This window comes from Ulvibacter sp. 2305UL32-6 (genome assembly GCF_058148545.1).
In genome coordinates, this window is the sequence record NZ_JBYVKA010000003.1 from 426,938 (window position 1) to 447,657 (window position 20,720).

General features: G+C 39.2%; 14 protein-coding genes and 1 tRNA gene. 10 read left to right on the plus strand and 5 right to left on the minus strand.

The genetic code is table 11. The features are described from left to right. Position 1: 1 nt before the first annotated feature. Positions 2 to 1,255 (minus strand): beta-ketoacyl-ACP synthase II, encoded by a 1,254-nt coding sequence (gene fabF / locus ACY2RU_RS11660; protein WP_490138640.1) that lies wholly within the window; start codon positions 1,253 to 1,255, stop codon positions 2 to 4. A 9-nt stretch (positions 1,256 to 1,264) separates the two neighbouring features. Continuing rightward, on the minus strand, positions 1,265 to 1,501 hold the full coding sequence (locus tag ACY2RU_RS11665; protein WP_121906110.1) for an acyl carrier protein: 237 nt from the start codon (positions 1,499 to 1,501) through the stop codon (positions 1,265 to 1,267). Between the two features lie 263 nt (positions 1,502 to 1,764). On the opposite strand from ACY2RU_RS11665, the gene purN reads away from it, so the two are divergent. The 5 genes from purN to ACY2RU_RS11690 all read left to right on the plus strand — a co-directional run bounded on the left by purN (position 1,765) and on the right by ACY2RU_RS11690 (position 7,832). Next, entirely contained in the window at positions 1,765 to 2,355 is a 591-nt protein-coding gene (gene purN, locus ACY2RU_RS11670) for a phosphoribosylglycinamide formyltransferase (RefSeq protein ID WP_490138641.1), read from the plus strand. Between the two features lie 60 nt (positions 2,356 to 2,415). Further along, complete coding sequence (locus ACY2RU_RS11675; RefSeq protein WP_490138642.1) at positions 2,416 to 3,057, plus strand: ribonuclease H1 domain-containing protein; 642 nt, start codon at positions 2,416 to 2,418, stop codon at positions 3,055 to 3,057. A 436-nt stretch (positions 3,058 to 3,493) separates the two neighbouring features. Continuing rightward, entirely contained in the window at positions 3,494 to 4,207 is a 714-nt protein-coding gene (locus ACY2RU_RS11680; RefSeq protein ID WP_490138643.1) for a T9SS type A sorting domain-containing protein, read from the plus strand. A 670-nt stretch (positions 4,208 to 4,877) separates the two neighbouring features. Further along, a complete protein-coding gene (locus ACY2RU_RS11685) occupies positions 4,878 to 5,795 on the plus strand; it encodes a PfkB family carbohydrate kinase (protein WP_490138644.1) in 918 nt (305 codons plus the stop codon). Between the two features lie 138 nt (positions 5,796 to 5,933). Next, positions 5,934 to 7,832, plus strand: coding sequence for an amidophosphoribosyltransferase (locus tag ACY2RU_RS11690; RefSeq protein ID WP_490138645.1), 1,899 nt, complete (start codon positions 5,934 to 5,936; stop codon positions 7,830 to 7,832). A 1,225-nt stretch (positions 7,833 to 9,057) separates the two neighbouring features. Here the strand turns inward: ACY2RU_RS11690 and ACY2RU_RS11695 are convergent. Continuing rightward, positions 9,058 to 9,666 (minus strand): superoxide dismutase, encoded by a 609-nt coding sequence (locus ACY2RU_RS11695; protein ID WP_490138646.1) that lies wholly within the window; start codon positions 9,664 to 9,666, stop codon positions 9,058 to 9,060. Between the two features lie 160 nt (positions 9,667 to 9,826). Here ACY2RU_RS11695 and ACY2RU_RS11700 point away from each other — a divergent pair, with 160 nt between their 5' ends. The 5 genes from ACY2RU_RS11700 (at position 9,827) to ACY2RU_RS11720 (ending at position 20,094) form a co-directional block, all read left to right on the plus strand. Continuing rightward, positions 9,827 to 12,982, plus strand: coding sequence for a UvrD-helicase domain-containing protein (locus ACY2RU_RS11700; RefSeq protein WP_490138647.1), 3,156 nt, complete (start codon positions 9,827 to 9,829; stop codon positions 12,980 to 12,982). Between the two features lie 43 nt (positions 12,983 to 13,025). Beyond that, entirely contained in the window at positions 13,026 to 14,219 is a 1,194-nt protein-coding gene (kbl, locus tag ACY2RU_RS11705) for a glycine C-acetyltransferase (RefSeq protein WP_490138648.1), read from the plus strand. A 130-nt stretch (positions 14,220 to 14,349) separates the two neighbouring features. Continuing rightward, positions 14,350 to 15,759, plus strand: a complete 1,410-nt coding sequence (locus tag ACY2RU_RS11710; RefSeq protein ID WP_490138649.1) for an OmpA family protein — start codon at positions 14,350 to 14,352, stop codon at positions 15,757 to 15,759. Between the two features lie 61 nt (positions 15,760 to 15,820). Beyond that, positions 15,821 to 18,550, plus strand: coding sequence for a PD-(D/E)XK nuclease family protein (locus ACY2RU_RS11715; RefSeq protein WP_490138650.1), 2,730 nt, complete (start codon positions 15,821 to 15,823; stop codon positions 18,548 to 18,550). A 65-nt stretch (positions 18,551 to 18,615) separates the two neighbouring features. Beyond that, the gene (locus tag ACY2RU_RS11720; protein ID WP_490138651.1) at positions 18,616 to 20,094 is read left to right on the plus strand and encodes a T9SS type A sorting domain-containing protein; all 1,479 of its coding nucleotides are present in this window, start codon (positions 18,616 to 18,618) and stop codon (positions 20,092 to 20,094) included. A 111-nt stretch (positions 20,095 to 20,205) separates the two neighbouring features. Here ACY2RU_RS11720 and ACY2RU_RS11725 read toward each other — a convergent pair. Then, positions 20,206 to 20,279: transfer RNA gene (locus ACY2RU_RS11725), tRNA-Ala, on the minus strand. A gap of 56 nt (positions 20,280 to 20,335) precedes the next feature. Next, complete coding sequence (locus tag ACY2RU_RS11730; protein ID WP_490138652.1) at positions 20,336 to 20,578, minus strand: GIY-YIG nuclease family protein; 243 nt, start codon at positions 20,576 to 20,578, stop codon at positions 20,336 to 20,338. Positions 20,579 to 20,720 lie beyond the last annotated feature (142 nt).

The following is a 20,720-nucleotide window of genomic DNA, read 5'->3' on the forward strand; positions in this document are numbered from 1 at the left end:
CTTAGTCGTCAATTTTTTTAAACAATACACAAGCATTATGACCGCCAAAACCAAAAGTATTACTCATGGCGATATTGACTTGTCTTGCTTGCGCCTTGTTTAGCGTCAAATTAAGCGACTGATCAATATTTTCATCAATAGTGGTGTGATTAATTGTTGGAGGAACCAAATTGTGTTGCATTGCAAGTATAGATGCAATGGCCTCAATAGCTCCGGCCGCTCCTAATAAATGCCCTGTCATCGACTTCGTAGAATTGATATTGATCTCATTGGCATGCTTGCCAAAGATCTTGCTTATGGCTTTCAACTCTGCTACATCGCCTAAAGGCGTTGAGGTACCATGTGTATTTATGGCATCAACTTCACTAGCATCAATGCCTGCGTCATTAAGACAGTTAAGCATTACTCGTTCTACGCCAATACCATCAGGGTGTGGAGCAGTCATGTGATATGCATCACTAGACATTCCACCACCAATAACTTCGGCATAAATTTTTGCACCACGCTTTTTAGCGTGTTCATATTCTTCTAGGATCAACGCTCCCGCGCCTTCTCCTAATACAAATCCGTCACGTGTTGCATCAAAAGGTCTTGATGCTGTTTCGGGACTCTCATTTAGTGTTGATAAAGCATGCATAGCATTAAAGCCACCCATCCCTGCTTTGGTAACTGCAGCTTCACTACCTCCAGTCACAATAATATCGCAAGTTCCTAATCTAATGTAGTTAAGTGCGTCTATCATCGCGTTAGCTGAAGAGGCACATGCCGAAACTGTTGTGTAATTCGGCCCCATAAACCCATGTTTGATCGAGATATTACCAGGAGCAATATCGGCGATCATTTTAGGAATAAAGAAGGGGTTGAAACGTGGTGTTCCATCCCCTTCTGCAAAGTTTATTACCTCATCTTGAAATGTTTCCAAGCCTCCAATTCCTGCTCCCCAAATAACACCAACTCTAAATTTATCAACCTCATCGAGGTTAAAACCAGAATCTAATATGGCTTCATCACTTGAAACCATGGCATATTGAGCAAAGCGATCTAATCTTCGAGCTTCCTTTCTATCAAAATGTTGTAATGGGTCGAAATTTTTAAGTTCGCAAGCGAATTTTGTTTTGAACTTTTCGGTATCAAAATAAGTAATAAGGGCGCTTCCGCTCTTTCCATTTTTAAGTCCATCCCAGTATTCTGAAATGTTATTGCCAATGGGCGTAAGGGCACCTAATCCTGTAACTACAACTCGCTTTAATTCCATAAAGAAGTCTTATTTTTTTGCTTCTTCTATATAAGATACTGCTTGACCTACTGTCGCAATATTCTCAGCTTGATCATCCGGAATCTGAATGTCGAATTCTTTTTCAAATTCCATGATAAGCTCTACCGTATCTAGTGAGTCTGCTCCTAAATCGTTTGTGAAGCTTGCTTCATTTACAACTTCGTTTTCGTCTACACCTAATTTATCAACGATAATAGCTTTTACTCTTGATGCAATGTCTGACATAATTCTTGTTTTTAAAATTTAATTAAGTGGCAAAAATAAAATATTTTAACTAGAAACACCATTTTAACTTTAAAATGTGACTTGCGTATCGTAAAAATCCTCTTTTACTTTTTTGATCTACTCACGCATTTGATCTTTCTCTAAAGCTATTTCTTCAGAAAGATGAAACCAATTTAAACATTTTTGGGCGAAGTAAAACCCGATTACCGTACTTTTGTTATTTATAATTATTTATTACTTCTGAAAAAACTCCGAAAACAAAGATGAAGAGAAAGCGAATTGTAATTTTTGCTTCGGGTAGTGGTACCAACACTCAAAACGTGATTCAATACTTTCAGCGCACAGATGTCGCCGAGGTTGTTCATGTGCTGTCAAACAATAAGAGTGCCAAAGTCTTAGAACGCGCTAAAACCTTTAAAATAAAGGCTTCTTCCTTTACTAAAGAGCAGCTTTTTTCTTCGGAAGGTGTTATAAAAGCACTCGAAAAAGATCAACCCGACCTAATTGTGCTCGCCGGTTTTCTTCTGAAATTTCCGAAGGAGATATTGACGGCATTTCCAAATAAAGTGATCAATATCCATCCGGCGCTCCTCCCGAAGTACGGTGGAAAAGGCATGTACGGAAGTCACGTGCATGAAGCGGTGGTTGCTAATAAAGAAACCGAAACAGGGATAACCATCCATTACGTAAATGAGCACTATGATGAGGGTGCAATCATCTTTCAAAAGCAAACAAAAGTAGCGCCTACAGATACTGCAGACAGTGTAGCCGAAAAAATTCACAGTTTAGAATACGAGTGGTTTCCGAAGGTAATTGAAGGATTGTTGATGGGGGAAGATTCAATGACTGAATGATTGAATGATTGAATGATTGAATGATTGAAATTAAACTTTGCGCCTTGGTAACCAATAAATATGACTAAAAAGAAGCAAAAATACTACGTGGTTTGGTTTGGAAACCCGGCTGGGATCTATGATAGCTGGAAAAAATGCCAAAACGCTATCAGAGGGATTTCTGGCGCGCAATACATGAGTTTTGAAACGCTCGCTCAGGCAAAAATAGCCTACAACAAAGAATATAAAGACTATAAAGGCAAAGGTGGTAGTAAAAAGAAAACGCTCTCGGCAGCCGAAAAAGCCAAATACGGACTTCCAAACCTTTTTTCCATTGCGGTTGATGCTGCTTCTAGCGGAAATCCAGGGATCATGGAATATCGCGGTGTAGATACGCAAACAAAGAAACAACTGTTTCACCAAGGGCCTTTTCAGCAGGGAACAAATAATGTAGGTGAGTTTTTAGCGTTGGTTCACGGACTCGCCTACTTAAAAAAGCAACAAAGCAACCGTATTCTTTATAGTGATTCCCGTATCGCCATGGGCTGGGTAAAGAAAAAAAAGTGCAATACCAAGCTCAAAAAAACCGCAAAAAACAAAACACTCTTCGAACTCATTGCTCGCGCTGAATCCTGGTTAAAGTCACAAACCTACACCACAACTATTGTTAAATGGGAAACCAAAGCCTGGGGGGAGATTCCAGCTGATTTTGGAAGGAAGTAATGTTTTTGTTCATTTCTTTGAAGTGCATTCCTCTCTACATCATCCTCTCACTTCGTTCGTCGGTGATGAGTCGTCGGATGCAGAAAGAAACGAACCAAAAGAAAAGACACCCTTTCAAAGGAATTTTTCAGCTTTGCCGAAAATCGCACTCAAAACTACGCGTCGCTTCGCTCCTGAATCCCCGCCTTGCCAGTCGGGCAGGTCGTAGCTTTTGAGCGCATATTCTACTGAAAGGGAGCTCTAAAATGCCCTTCTATTCGAATTCAGGTTCCGTAGTTTGAAAATGCGTTAAGCATAAAATTCTGTCTAACTTCGTTGAAAAACGAAGGAGTTCCTTTTATGTAGCAGTGAAAATCCTCTCGGTATAGCATAAGATTAAAAGGAAATAAAATTATGTATCTTTAATTACTCCCCTTTTAATTTTAAAATAATCTTTATGAAAACACTTGTACTCCTATCGGGATTGTTGTGTTCCCTTGTTATATACGCTCAAGACCCACAACTGCTCAACAACCAATGGTTTCTTGAGCATATTGTCATTGATGGAATTTCTTTCACTCCTCCCAGTAATGACGAAGTACCATTCGTAGGCATCTATTTTAATACTGATGACATGTTCGATACAAATGTTTGTAATACATTTCAAGCCAATTTAGCATTTCATCCCAGCGAGCAGAGCTTTGAAATCTTAGATGGTGGTATTACTTTAATAATGTGCAATAATCCTGATAATAACATATTCGAAAATCGTTATTTTCAAGATTTTTTTAGTGCTGATTTTAACCTTGACAATCCTTTTGAGTATGAAATTAATCAAGGCTCTGGAGATGACAAACAATTAATTATAACCTCAGCTGCTGGAAATACAGCTACCTACAATAATTTTCAATTATCTGTCCTTGAACACAAATTAGCTGACTTTAAAATATTCCCAAACCCAGCCACAGAAACCCTATCTATCGTTTCTGATCAGTTTGCAATTTCTGAAATCGCGGTTTATAATGTTCATGGGGCGAATATAGTGGCGCTAGAAGTTGCCAATATGAAGACTGCCGTTGTTGATGTAAGAACATTACCTTCTGGCATCTATTTTGTTCAAATTACTTCGGAAGACGAGCAAAGACAAACGCTACGGTTTATAAAACAATAAATAATTTGTGCTTTCTTTTTGCATTGAACCACTAATTAGGAAAGACTTTACACCCCTTCCGTCAAAGCTTTGCTTTGCCACCTTCCCCTAAAAAAAGGGAAGGAGCTTTTTCTCTGAGCAATGTCGAATGTAAGGGCGGCTTAAGATTCCTTTTGAGCACATATTCTGCATAAACATAAAAGTAGCCCAAGCTAACACCCAATCAATGCAAAGCATTGAAACCGTTGAATCGCAGCATAAATGGGTGAAGGCGTTAAAAATTTGCGAAGCCTTGGAACAAATTTAGCCTTCACCTATTGATTTTACGAAGTAAAAATGCCTCGATGAAACTTGATTTTTTTGATTCGTTTTTTCATCTAAGGAAAAAATGAATAACGACGCGTTAAGGATTGAGGCTTTGTTGAAGCTCTCACGCTAAAAGCGTGAAGCGACTGCCGAAAGCCTGGCCAAGATCGAGTAAAACGAGTATCTAGGAAACGCCAAGAAAATCTGAAAAAAACGAGTCGTTATATTTCACATTTTAACGATGAAAGCCCATATTATCCCTCTAAAATATTCTAACTAAAATCGTATCTTTGCAGCCTATTTACTGAACCGCCTTCCAAAAGGATCGTATTTAGTTAAATAGAGAACTAAATTCAAAAGATACCCGTCTTCACGGGCAATGTATATGAGTAAATTGGTTATTGTTGGAACCGTCGCTTTTGACGCTATTGAAACCCCTTTCGGAAAAACAGATAAAATCTTAGGAGGCGCCGCAACCTATATTGGTTTAGCAGCTTCGCACTTTGACGCCGATGGCGCTATTGTTTCGGTGGTTGGCGGAGATTTTCCGAAGAAATATATAGACCTTTTATCAAATAAAGGAATGAACGTGGACGGACTCGAAATTGTCCCAGACGGTAAAACTTTCTTTTGGAGCGGTAAATATCATAACGATATGAATTCGCGTGATACCTTGGCTACAGAGCTAAATGTTTTGGAAACGTTTCAACCCGTTGTGCCAGATGCTTATGCAGATGCTGAGGTTGTAATGCTAGGTAACCTTCACCCTTTGGTTCAATTAAGTGTGATCGAACAAATGAAGGCGCCTAAATTGGTGGTGCTAGACACCATGAACTTTTGGATGGACATCGCCTTAGACGATCTAAAGAAAGTAATCGCAAAAGTTGATGTGATCACGATCAACGATGAAGAAGCGAGACAATTGTCTGGTGAATATTCGCTGGTGAATGCAGCTAAGAAAATTTCGAAAATGGGTCCGAGCTATGTAGTTATTAAAAAAGGGGAGCACGGTGCACTTATATTTGATGGCGATGATATGTTTTTCGCTCCCGCCCTTCCGCTCGCCGAGGTTTTTGATCCTACCGGTGCTGGAGACACCTTTGCTGGTGGCTTTACAGGTTATTTGGCAAAATCGGGCGATTATAGTTTTGAAAATATGAAACGTGCTATTATTTACGGTTCTTGTTTAGCCTCTTTCTGTGTAGAAAAATTTGGCACAGAACGTATGCAGCAATTAAGCAAGGTTGAAGTAGAAAAACGCCTGCATCAGTTTAAAAACCTAACACAATTTGACATACGATAATATATTACGCCTCAAATTTTGAGGCGTTTTTGATTTAATAAAAATCGAGTAAGCTTTAAATATTCATTACCAAATAACGAACTTTACATTCTTAATTGTGCTGAAATCACACAACATAAACCTTAGAATTTTATCCCAATGAGTGACGCTTTAAAACACGAATGTGGAATTGCCCTTGTGCGATTATTAAAACCTCTCGAGTATTACAAAGAAAAATACGGTACTGCGTTCTATGGCGTCAATAAAATGTACCTCATGATGGAAAAGCAGCACAACCGAGGTCAGGACGGTGCTGGTTTTGCTAGTATTAAACTCGATGTTGCTCCCGGGGAGCGTTACATTAGTAGAATTCGCTCCAATCAATCGCAACCTATTCAAGATATTTTTGCGCAGATCAACGAGCGAATCAATAACGAATTTGAAAAAGCTCCAGCCTTAAAAGATGACGTGGCACTTCAGAAAAAACAAATCCCATATTTAGGTGAGTTGTTTTTAGGACATGTGCGTTATGGTACTTTCGGCGGAAATAGCGTAGAAACGGTCCATCCTTTTTTGCGTACCAACAACTGGATGCATCGTAACCTAATTATTGCCGGAAATTTTAATATGACAAACACTACCGAGCTGTTTGATAGCCTTATTCAACTCGGAATGCATCCCAAGGAAAAAGCCGATACCATCACTGTGATGGAAAAGATTGGTCATTTTCTCGATGATGCGGTGCGCAAATTGTATAAAAAAGCTAAAGCTAAAGGATTAAACAAAATTGAAGCCTCGCCATATATCGCTGAGAATTTGGATATGGGGAAGGTCTTACGCAAATCGGCCAAAAATTGGGATGGTGGATATGCAATGGCAGGTTTATTAGGTCATGGAGATGCATTCGTACTACGAGACCCTGCTGGTATTCGTCCGGCGTACTACTATCAAGACGATGAAGTGATCGTGGTAGCTTCAGAGCGCCCGGTTATTCAAACGGTATTCAATGTAAAATTTGAGGACGTCAAAGAGATCGAACCAGGAAATGCTTTACTTCTTAAAAAAGACGGAACGTTAGATATTGAGGAGATCCTTCCTCCTCTCGAACGAAAATCATGTTCTTTTGAGCGGATTTATTTTTCTCGCGGGAGTGACGCAGAAATTTACCAGGAGCGTAAAGAACTAGGTCGTTTGATCATGCCTAAGGTATTAAAGGCCATCAATCACGATACCGAAAACACCGTATTCTCGTTTATTCCAAATACTGCTGAGACTTCTTTCTACGGAATGCTCGACGCAGCACAAAATGAACTCAATAAACAAAAGAACGAAGCTATTTTAAAAGAAGCTGGAGATCTTACGGAGGAAAGACTCAACCAAATACAAAGTCATAAGATACGCACCGAAAAGATCGCTATTAAAGACGTTAAACTACGAACGTTTATTACGGACGATAGTAGCAGAGACGACCTAGTAGCACACGTCTATGACGTTACGTACGGCGTAGTCAAGCCAAATGACAACTTAGTAATCATTGATGATAGTATTGTTCGCGGTACTACCCTAAAAATGAGTATTCTTAAAATGGTGGATCGTTTGCAACCCAAGCAGATCGTTGTGGTTTCTTCGGCTCCTCAAATTCGCTATCCCGATTGCTACGGAATTGATATGGCACGACTCGAACATCTTGTAGCATTTAATGCGGCGCTAGAATTGCACAAAGATCGCGGTACAGAAAAAATTGTGGAAGAGATCTATCACAAATGTAAAAAGCAGCTTGAGTTAAAAGACAGTGAAGTGATCAATCATGTAAAAGAATTATACGCTCCTTTTTCAGACGAGGAAATTTCGGACAAAATTGCTGAAATTATTTCGGCTGGAGCTATTAATGCCGACGTAAAATTGATTTTTCAATCGGTAGATGATCTACACAAAGCCTGTCCAAAAAACTTAGGAGATTGGTACTTTACTGGCAACTATCCTACAGATGGCGGGAATCGAGTGGTAAATAGGGCCTACATTCACTTCTACGAAGGAAACCCTGAAAGAGCGTACTAAGTGTTAAAATTTTGTAGTATTTAACCTTTTAACGAGTATACAGCTCACTTTGTCCAAAAGTAGGAAAAATCTGTAGTTTGTGTTTAGATATAATATATATTTGATCTATACCATAGCATAAGTAGGTTAAGTTCATGGTAAGATTTGGGGCAAAAAGGCGGACGTAAGTTCGCCTTTTTATTTGGCCCAAATCTCTGGGGTCGCGAGCAAAGCCAAGACTCAATGTGTTTTCTAAACAATATGCGAGATGTATAAATACCTCACTTCGTGATTTGTATACTTTCTACTTTTAAAAATTTTTGGTCTCGAGCTGTATATTTCGTAGCGTGACCGATTTCATTTTTAGGGAGATAGCATTTTATCATTTAGGCGTGTTTAGCGGTCTTAAAATCAACCTTATTCTCAATTTTATCGCCTTTCATCGTCGATTTTCGTATTATTTGTGCCTTTTAACGAAAATACAAGTCATTGGTCTAAAAGTTCCTTTTACAAACTATAATATCCCATATATTTGATGTATACCATAGCATAAGTAGGTTAAGTTCATGGTAGATTTGGGGCAAAAAAAGGTGAACTCTCGTTTACCTTTTTTTATGCACCAAACTTTCGTTTTTATCCAAATTATTTTGCCCCAAATCGTTTGGGGTCGCGAGCACAGCAGACACTACAACTTATTCCAAAGGAGTATGCGAGCGGTTTCTTATCCCACCCGTGAACTTGAAATTATATTTTGCCCCAAATCGCTTGGGCTCGCGAACACAGGAAATGTTACAACGTATTCCAAAGAAGTATGCGAGCGGTTTCTTATCCCACCCGTGAACTTCGAATTATATTTTGCCCCAAATCGTTTGGGGTCGCGAGCACAGGAAATGCTACAACGTATTCCAAAGGAGTTTGCGAGCGGTTTCTTATCCCACCTGTGAACTTGAAATTATATTTTGCCCCAAATCGTTTGGGGTCGCGAGCACAGCAGACACCACAACGTATTCCAAAGAAGTTTGCGAGCGGTTTCTTATCCCACCCATTAACCAAACATCTTTTATTACCCAAATTCTAGGGCAGCGAATGATGCGAGCAATGTTGAAATTTAACTATTCATACATTGAACATGTATAAGAGCCACTCTATTAATTTGGTGGTTTTTGCCTATTACTAGTTAGATTTCTTATAAATAAAAAAGCCCCGCTACATAATGTAACGAGGCTTTTCCATTGCTATTTATATTTTATTTATTCTTAGCGTAATTTGCTCCAACCTCTTCCCAGTCGATCACGTTAAAGAAAGCTGAGACGTAGTCTGGACGCTTATTTTGATAATGTAAATAATACGCGTGTTCCCACACATCAAGTCCCAAAATTGGTATTCCTCCACATCCAATACCCGGCATCAATGGATTGTCTTGATTTGGCGTACTACAAATATCGACTTTGCCGCCTTTCTGAACACATAACCAAGCCCATCCTGAGCCAAATTGTGTTTTTGCAGCATTCGCAAAAGTTTCTTTAAAAGCATCAAAACTTCCAAAGGCGTCATCAATAGCGCTAGCTAGTTCACCAGAAGGTTTTCCGCTACCATCTCCAGACATAACACGCCAGAATAAACTGTGATTGTAAAATCCGCCACCGTTATTTCTAACTGCCATGTTCTTCATGTCAAGGTTCATCAAGATATTCTCAATGGTCTTTCCTTCCAAGTCCGTGCCTTCAATAGCACTGTTCAATTTATCTGTATATCCTTGGTGATGTTTCCCATGATGAATTTTCATGGTACGCTCATCAATATAAGGTTCCAAGGCATCGTATGCGTACGGTAATTCAGGTAATTCAAAAGCCATAATAAATATTTTTTTGGTTACTAATTCTATTTGTTATTCAAAAATAAGCATTCCATTACGTTCAAACTGTTATAAAATTTATAAGATTCTTATATCTCTATAGATTATTCCAATATGCTATTCTTAATACCCTTCATTTTCGTTACTTTTAAACGTTATTATGACGAACCATTCTTTTCTTATTTATGATGCCGCAGCCGGAAGCGGTAAAACCTTTACCCTTGTCAAGGAATATCTGAAGCGCATTTTAATGGCTTCGGAAGTTAGCTATTATAAAAAAATTCTGGCAATTACCTTTACGAATAAGGCTGTAGCCGAAATGAAATCGCGCATTTTGGAAAATCTTGTCGCTTTTTCTGTAGAAGAATCTATTCAAGATCCGTCGGCTATGTTTGTTCAAATTTCCGAAGAAACCGGTCTCCCTTCCGAAGATATTCAGCAGCGCTCCAAAGACATCCTAAAACACTTACTTCATCACTATGCTGGTTTTGCCGTAGAAACCATTGATCAATTTAATCACAATCTCATTCGCACCTTTGCGCGAGATCTTTCTTTGGCAACCAATTTTGAAGTTACTCTTGACACCGATCAATTGCTCGCCGAAGCCGTTGATCAACTTATCAATAAAGCCGGAACTGAGCAAACCATAACTTCAGTTTTAATAGATTACGCACTCGAAAAAACCGACGACGACAAGTCTTGGGACATTTCTAGAGATATCGCAAAGGCTTCAAAAATTTTATATGATGAAAATGAAGCGCCACACCTAGAAAAATTGCGTGATAAATCGGTAGCCGATTTCCAAAAACTGAAAACCTTACTACATAAAAAGAAAGCACAATACCAAGAAGAAGTAACCTCCATTGCCGAGAAAACATTGCAAACGATTGAGGAGGCGAGCTTGGAGAATACCGACTTTACCGGGGGCTCACGGGCGTTTTTTCCGGCCTATCTACAGAAATTGGCAGATTCAAATCTCAACGTAGCCTTTGGTGCCGCTTGGCAAGAAAGCATGGGTGAAAAACCCATGTACCCAAAAACAAAAACTACCGATATCATTGCGCAAACCATAGATGCGCTTACCCCGCAATTTATTGAAGCTTTTGAGCAAACCAAAAAGATCGTCTCAAAGATCTGGCTTTATGATAATATGCTTAAAAACCTTACGCCGCTTTCGGTTATTAATTTGGTAGGACAAGAGCTACAAGCCATTAAGGAGGAACAGAATGTGCTTCCTATTTCCGAATTTAACGCTTTGATCAATAAAGAAATTAAAAATCAGCCAGCACCGTTTATTTATGAACGTCTCGGCGAACGCTACCGTCACTTTTTTATTGACGAGTTTCAAGATACATCCCTATTACAATGGGAGAATCTAATCCCTCTTATTGACAATGCCCTATCGCAACAGCACGAGAATGAAACGCCAGGAAGTTTATTACTAGTTGGTGACGCCAAACAATCGATCTATCGTTGGCGTGGCGGATTACCCGAACAGTTTATCGCGCTTACACAGAAGATCCATCCGTTTTCTGTCGCCGATATCACAGTAGAAAACCTGCCTACCAATTATCGAAGTTTTACTGAAATTGTTCAATTTAACAACCTGTTCTTTTCTTCAGTTGCTAAACATTTTGGAAATGCAATGCATCAGCATTTATACGAAATTGGCAATCAACAAAAAGCAAATGCCCAGGTGGGAGGTTATGTACATCTCGAGTTTTTAGAAAAGATGACAGCTGCTGAAAAAGACGAAGCTTATGGTCAAAAAACCCTTCAAACTATACAAAAATTAGTTGCTGATGGTTTTGAACTGGGGGACATCTGCGTTCTTACGCGCAGCAAAAAAGATGGAATTTCGTTAAGCGGCTTTCTAATGGAGCATGACTTGGCTGTTGTTTCTTCCGAAACTTTACTGCTCCAGTATGCTCCTGTGGTGCAGTGTATGATCAATACGCTTATTCTTAGCGTATATCCCGACAATGACGAGGTTAAAATCCAAATCCTTGACTTTTTACATGATCACCTATCCATTTCAGAAGAAAAACACACTTTTTTTAGTGCTTTTTTAAAAAATGACAACACCTCATTTACAGCGCAATTAGCAAATTATAATGTCAATTTTGAACTTGAAAAATTAAATACTATTTCGGTTTATCAAAGCTGTGAATACATTATAAAAAGTTTTAATCTCTATCAGAAGGCAGACGCATATCTCTATGGTTTCCTAGATTTTGTGTTCGATTTTGAACAACAGCCTCAGGCCGATACCATTCGGTTTTTGGATCATTGGGAAACTAAAAAAGCCTCGGCTTCGGTGGCTACCAATGCAGGTGCTAATGCGGTTCAGTTTATGACCATTCACAAAGCAAAGGGCCTCGAATTTCCAGTGGTTATTTTTCCGTATGCCAATGTTGCTATTTACAAGGAGATTGAGGCGAAAGCTTGGTTTCCTATAGATGATTCACAAACGGTATTTGAAGAAGCGCGGATCAGTTTCAACGGTGATGTAGAAAATTTTGGTGAACATGGTAAGAAACTATATGACGAACGCCGTGATCAGCTAGAGTTGGATGCGTTTAACTTACTTTATGTTACTCTTACGCGACCCGTGGAGCAATTGTATGTTTTTGCCGAAATGCCTTCGGAAAAGAAAACTTCTTCCGTAAGTAGTTTTAGTGATTTATTCGCAACGTTTCTCGGCGAGCAAGGCATGTGGAATGCTTCGCAAATGCTGTATTCCTTCGGAACATACTCTGAGAAGAAAATTTCCGAAGAAAAACAGAAGATCAATAGTATCACACCAATATTTTATTCGTCTACGCCCGAAGAACACAATTTAAAATTGATCACAAAAGAGGCTTTTCTTTGGCAAACTGAGGCTGGTGAAGCTATTTCGGCAGGAAATCTATTTCATGAAACCATGGAGCAGATCAAAACCACTGAAGATATAGATGTTGTAATTTCTGAGATGTATTCACGTGCCGTGATTCCTTCTGAAACTCTGGAAACTTTAACTGCCATAATTAAAAAGGTAACTACACATCCCGAACTTATAGCCTTTTACAAAACGCCAGAAGCTGTATTAAATGAGCGTGAAATCATTACTCAAGACGGACGATTACTCATCCCTGACCGACTCAATTTTATTGGTAATAAGGTGACTATTATTGATTATAAAACTGGGCATATCAATGAAAAATACGAGGCTCAAATTCATGAATATGCACAAGCTTTGGAAGCTATGGGATATGATGTTGCTGAAAAAATCATTGTCTATACCCACCAAGACGAAATATTGGTAAATAAAGTATAAATTTGCTCCCGCGAAGAGCAATTACTCATTAATAAAAGTAAGCATGTACGGAAAAATTAAAGAATTTTTACAAGAAGAACTTCAAGAAATAAAAGACAACGGACTGTATAAAAAAGAGCGGATCATTACTTCTCCGCAAGATGCGGTTATCACAATTTCAACAGGAGAAAAAGTGATTAATTTTTGCGCCAACAATTACTTAGGTCTGTCGTCTAATAAAGAAGTGATACAAGCAGCTAAAGACGCTATGGACACTCATGGTTTTGGAATGTCATCGGTGCGTTTTATCTGTGGAACACAGGATATTCACAAAGAATTAGAGGCAAAAATTGCGTCGTACTATCAAACTGAAGACACCATATTATACGCAGCCGCCTTTGATGCTAACGGAGGTGTTTTTGAACCACTCTTAGGACCTGAGGATGCGATCATTTCAGATTCGTTAAATCACGCGTCTATTATTGACGGAGTACGCCTTTGTAAAGCAGCGCGCTATCGTTATCAAAATAGCGATATGGAAGATCTAGAGAAACAGCTTATTGCTGCTAACGAAAAAGGAGCGCGGTTTAAGATCATTGTAACCGACGGTGTGTTCTCAATGGATGGTGTAGTAGCTCCACTTGATAAAATCTGTGATCTTGCCGATAAATACGATGCCATGGTCATGATCGACGAATGTCATGCGGCAGGTTTTATTGGTGAAACAGGACGTGGAACCTTAGAAGAAAAAGGAGTTATGGGCCGTGTTGATATTATTACCGGAACACTGGGGAAAGCATTGGGTGGCGCCATGGGTGGTTATACCACTGGGAAAAAGGAAATCATTGAGATCCTTCGCCAGCGCTCTCGTCCGTATTTATTTTCAAATTCTTTAGCTCCTGCAATTGTAGGTGCATCTATTAAGGTATTTGATATGCTAGCAACAGATACCACCCTAAGAGATCGATTGGAAGAAAACACCAACTACTTTAAAAAAGGTATGAAGCAAGCAGGTTTTGATATTGTAGATGGCGATTCGGCCATTGTTCCGGTGATGCTCTACGATGCCAAGCTGTCTCAAACCATGGCAGACATGCTTTTAAAGGAAGGAATCTATGTTATTGGTTTTTTCTATCCTGTCGTTCCAAAAGACAAGGCTCGTATCAGAGTACAACTTTCGGCAGCACATACAAAAGAACATTTAGACAAAGCTATAACTGCCTTCACAACAGTGGGCAAAAAATTAGAGGTAATTTAGGCGAAGCCTTGTCTAAATTTCCCCGCGAATACTATTGTATTTAGGAAAAATTTAATAGATTTGCTTTTGTTTATAAGTTCTAACAACTTACTTTTGCTCTAATTAACACTTAAAAATTAAACAATCGAATATGAAACATCTTAACAGTATTTTAGTTGCTGCACTGCTTTTAATAGGAGCGGGCGTAGCAAATGCACAAGACGAGAACAATCCTTGGGCAGTTGAGGTAGGGGTTAACGCCGTTGACGTATTCCCTGTGGGAATTGACGACGAAGGAAGACTTCTAGCTCGCGATCCTGGTAGTAATGAAGCAGTCAAAGGAGACTTTGGTGATGAGTACTTTAATTACAATGATCACTGGAACGTATTAGCGGCAGCTTCAAAAGTATCTATTGGAAGATACATTGGTAATGGCTTCACTTTCGCTGCTACTGGTACAGTAAACAAAATTGACAAACTAGGAGACGCTAAAGTTAACGACTTGACTTACTACGGTGTTGATGGTGAAATTAAGTATAGCCTTAGAGACCTAATCAATGGTCCTGGTGGATGGTTCGATCCAAACATCGGTATTGGTGGTGGTTACACTTGGGTAGATGATATCGGATTTGGTACTGCTAACGGTATCGCTGGTATTCGTTTTTGGGTTGGTGAAAACTTAGCCTTAAACTTCCAGAGTGCTTACAAACGTGCTTTCGAAAAATCATACGGAATTACTCACTTCCAACATTCAGTTGGTGTTGTGTTTAAATTCGGTGGAAAAGATACAGACGGTGATGGAATCTTCGATCAAGATGACGAATGTCCTGAAACTCCTGGTTTACCAGAATTCAACGGTTGTCCTGATACAGACGGTGATGGAATCGAAGACAGAAACGATGCGTGTCCTAACACTGCTGGTTTAGCTGAATTCAACGGTTGTCCTGATACTGATGGTGACGGAATCGCTGATCCACAAGATGCTTGTCCTACTGTTGCTGGTCTTGCTTCAATGAATGGATGTCCTGATGCTGACGGTGATGGTATCACTGATGCTGAAGATGCTTGTCCTAACGAAGCTGGTCCAAAATCTAACAAAGGTTGTCCTTTCGAAGATAGAGATGGTGACGGTGTATTAGACAAAGATGATCAATGTCCAGACGTTCCTGGTACTGTTGCTAACAACGGTTGTCCAGAAGTAACTGTAGATATCATCAAGCAATTGAATGACTACTCTAAAACTATCTTATTTGATACTGGAAAAGCAACAATCCGTCAGGAGTCTTATGCTGTACTACAGAGTATCTCTGATATCATGCAAGAATATCCAACTGCGAAATTCTTAATTGAAGGTCACACAGATAGCGTAGGTAGTGAATCATCTAACCAAAAGCTTTCTGATAACAGAGCTGCTTCAGTTAGAACATACCTTACTACTATCGGTATGGACGGAAACAGATTGTCTTCAATTGGATACGGTGAAAGTCGTCCAATTGCAACAAATGCAACTAAAGCTGGAAGACAGCAAAACAGACGTGTTGAGATTTCTTTGATGAAATAATCACACGCTAAATAAATCTTTGAAACGCCACCTATTTGGGTGGCGTTTCTTATTTTTAGACATGCGTACATTCTTAGAAGAAACTATACAAGATCTAAAAATAAAACATGGCGATCTATCGCAGCTTACCCTTATTCTTCCAAGTAAGCGAGCTGGTGGCTTTCTAAAAAATTACCTAAAGAAAGATGCCTCTATAACCAGCTTCGCCCCAAAGATCATCAGCATTGAAAGCTTTATAGAAATTCTATCCGATCTTACTATAATAGATACTACCGAGCTTCTCTTTAAAAGTTATGAAGCCTACCAAGCTACTACGAACCTAAAGGAAAAAGAAGATTTTGAAAGTTACGCTTCTTGGGCTACAACACTCTTAAATGATTTTAACGAAGTTGATCGCTATCTAGCAGATCCAAAAGCGTTTTTTGGCTATTTGGGAAGTATTAAAACCTTAGAAAAGTGGAACAGCGTACATGAACAAACCGATCTTGTTAAAAAATATCTCGCCTTTTGGAATCAGTTGTACAGCTTCTATGAAGAACTCAAAGAACGACTTTTAAAAGAAGGAGTTGGATATCAAGGGTTGGTATACCGAAGAGCTTCGGAAGAAATTGAGCATTATATCGCAAATCACGGCCATAAAACACACATTTTTATTGGCTTTAACGCCCTTAACACTGCCGAACAACATATTATTCAAGAGTTACTAGAAACTGGTAATAGTGACGCGTATTGGGATGTAGATGCCCATTTCTACAATGATACAAAACACAGTGCTTCTTTATTTCTTCGGAAGTATTTTAAGGAATGGAAATATTTCAGCAAAAACACTCCCAAACAGATCGTAAACAACTATCAGGCTCCTAAAGAGATCGAGATCGTTAGCGTTCAAAAAAACATGGGGCAGGCAAAATATGTGGGAAATCTTCTCGCCAACTACTCTCAAGAACAACTTAGTGAAACAGCACTGGTGCTGGCAGATGAAAGCCTACTTACCCCAATTCTACACTCGCTTCCCCCGAACGTGACACAGGTTAATATTACTATGGGTGTTCCGCTTAAAACGCTACCCACAACCGTATTTTTTGAACTCCTTTTGTTACTACATCAGCAAAACAATAAGACCTTTTACTATAAAGACGTTATAAGTATTTTAAACCACCCCTTAGGTATTAGCCTGATTGCCAATAGCACCCAATTGGTTTATGCCATAACCTCAAACAATCTCACGCATCTTACTCTACAAAAACTACTAGAGTATAGCTCAGTTGAAAACCATAAGATCCTTTCTATGCTCTTCGGAAACTGGGAAGATAAAAGTGCATATGCATTAAAACAAATTCTCGATGTTACTAATACCCTTCAAAAGACCTTTTCCGAAGATAAAATAAGCCGTGTCGCCTTGTTTCATTTACACGAGATCTTTACCGAAATTTTAGGCCTGCAAGAGAAGTTTCCGCATTTAAAAACGATCAAATCTGTACATAATTTGTTTAAAGAACGTATCGCAACCGCCGCACTCGATTTTGGAGGTGATGCTTACAACGGACTCCAAATCATGGGTGTGTTAGAAACGCGTGTTCTGGATTTTAAAAATATTATCATGACTTCGGTGAATGAAGGGGTGCTTCCTACCGGAAAATCAAACGCATCATTTATAACCTACGATCTTAAAAAAGAATTTGGGCTGCCCATGTATACCGAAAAAGATGCGATTTATACCTATCACTTTTATCGCTTACTCCACAGAGCTCAACATATTACGCTCCTTTATAACGATCATTCCGAAGGAATAAACACAGGAGAAAAAAGCAGGTTTTTACTACAGTTGGAGATCGAAAAACAGCCAGAACATCAACTTAAACACACTGTGGTAAGCGCTACTATCCCTACACTTACGGTAAAGCCCAAACATATTCATAAAACGGAAGCGGTACTCGACCGACTTCGAGATATTGCAGCCAAAGGCTTTTCTCCTTCGGCATTGACAAGTTATATAAGGAACCCCATTGATTTCTACTATCAAAAGATCTTGCGCATTCAAGAATTTGAAACCGTAGAAGAGATCGTTGCTGCAAACACTTTAGGAACTATTGTTCACGATACCTTAGAAGCTTTTTACAAACCATTAGAGGGCTCTTTATTGACTTCGGAAGTACTGCTTCAGCTAAAAAAACAAACCGCTTCAGAAGTGAAGAATCAGTTTGAAAAAACATTTAAGGGAGGCACTTTTGACCAAGGTAAAAATTTGATCATTTTTGAAGTCGCTAAGCGCTATGTTTCCAACTTCATCGATAGTGAACTTGCTGAAGTCAATGCTGGAAACTCAATTAAGATTTTGCAAATTGAATCTAATCTTACACTTGACGTTGACATTCCCAGCATTCCGTTTCCCGTAAAAATTGGCGGAAAAGTAGATCGTGTGGATGAGTACAACGGAAAACTGCGCATCATAGATTACAAAACAGGTAAAGTAAATCAAGGCGATCTGGAGATTGTAGATTGGGACGTATTGATTGATGATTATGCGTATAGCAAAGCCTTTCAGGTATTGGCCTATGCGAGTATGATTAACAAGCAAATGCCCATTACCCACGCCGAAGCCGGCGTTATTTCGTTTAAAAACTTACAAAACGGCTTTTTAAACTTCGCCACAAAACCATCGCCTTTCAGTAGGAATAAAGATTTTGGCGTAACCCCAGAAATTTTGGACGCGTTTAAAGAGCAACTCATTAAACTTATTGTAGAAATCTGCAATCCAGAGGTTCCTTTTGAGGAAAAGGAGATTAATTGACAAGATCGCTTCAGTTACGCACCATTTAAAAATTAATTATATTTAAGGTCCAAAGCAATTTTAACATGAAAAAGAACATATTCAAGCTTTTATTTTTACTTCCTTTAACTATCTATGCACAATGGTCTCAAGTAGGAAGCAGCATCTATGGAGATAATTTAGATGACGTTTTTGGGAAATCTGTTAGTCTTAGTGCTGATGGATCTCGAATAGCTATTGGGGCTTATTTAAATGATACCAATGGTGAGGATGCCGGTCAAGTTAAAGTCTTTGAGCACAATGGTAGTGACTGGATTCAAATTGGAGATGATATTTATGGCCAAAATCAAGAAGACAATTCGGGCACCAGAGTGTCCTTGAGTGACGATGGAACCATTTTGGCGGTAGGTATAATGAGATACAATAATATCACTGGAAGGGTCATTGTTTATAAAGAAACCAGCGGTGTTTGGATCCCAATTGGCGCACCAATTGAGGGTGTAAACAATAGCTTTTTCGGACAGCAGCTTGAGCTAAACGCTGATGGAACGCGCATAATTATTGCAGGTTCAAGTGCTAGTGGTAATGGAAATACAAACAATGGGCTCGTTCGTGTGTATTCATACGACGGCGCAAATTGGTCACAACTCGGACAAGATTTTTACGGAGATGCACTCGCAGCCTATTTAGGAACTGAAGTCGCAATGAATGCAGCGGGAGATATAATAGCTATGTCTTCCCCTATGCGGAGTGGTTCAAGTGGTTCTAATGTAGGGCGAGTCTATATCTATGAACTCATTGGATCTAATTGGAATCAACTAGGTCAGACGCTAGAAGGTGCTGTAGAATTTCAAGAATTAGGAAGAGGCATAGCCCTCAACGCTGCTGGTAATAGACTTGCGCTTGGTTCGCCATATTTTAGTCAGAATCGAGGGAAAGCACAAATGTTTGAAATTGACAACAATACATGGATCCCTTTGGGTCAGGAATTACAAGGAGATACTAATGGCGATTATTTTGGAATTAAGTTAAGCTTCAATCAGTCTGGTGATGTTTTAGCAGTAGGCGCTCCTTTTAACGGTATGAATGGTTCAGCTTCAGGACTTGTTAGGCTTTATAACCTACAAAGTAACAGTTGGGAACCGTTTGGGGACACTATTCTAGGTGAGGCTTCGGAAGATCGCGCAGGCTTTTCTATTGCGCTTTCCAATAGTGGTGAAACGGTAGCAGTTGCATCCCCATATCATGATGGTCCTGGAGGATTAGATTCCGGACAAGTGCGTGTGTTCAGTAACCAATTACTTTCCGTAGAAGAAAATCTAGATACCCAAAGTATGGCTGTATATCCTAATCCGACGCCAAACAAAGTGACCGTATCTTTTGATGCAATCCGATCGAATGTAGATTTAAAAATCCATGATGTTCTAGGGAATTTAGTCTTAAAAAAATCAGCTTCTAATGTTCAAATTGTACAACTAGATACTAACGTCTTGGCAAGTGGTCTTTACACCATTACTATTTCAAACGAATCTTCAAATACGCAATTCAAGCTTATTAAGGATTAAAAAAATGTATTAAAAGAACCAAATTAAACCTGTAAAAAAAGCAACGCGCTTAAGCACGTTTTTCTCGGAAATGAAAAAATCCGCACTTTCGTACGGATTTTCTGCTTGATGTGGAGAATATCGGAGTCGAACCGATGACCTTTTGGCTGCCAGCCAAACGCTCTAGCCAACTGAGCTAATCCCCCAAATTATTATAATCTAAATTCAACTGACCTGCCCGAATGAACTTGTTCAGGCGGGGCTAATCCCCCAAATTATTTTTTCGCCACCTTCTACCGGCAGCAGATTTTAAATATTTTTCTCTTTCTCTAGCTTCCGCTCTGGTTTTAAATTCTTCAATATGAATTATTTTCCAAGGTCGAAACGGTCGAGTTGAAACAACATTACCGCCATTATGTGATTTGAGTCTTTCTAAAACATCACTTGATAATCCAACGTAATGTCTCTCAAAATTAATACTTCGTAATACATAAACAAAATACATCTCACTAAACAACGCTCCCCGCCCGAACGTGCCGTTCGGTACGGGCGGGTAGCCAACTGAGCTAATCCCCCAAATTATTATAATCTAAATTCAACTGACCTGCCCGAATGAACTTGTTCAGGCGGGGCTAATCCCCTAAATT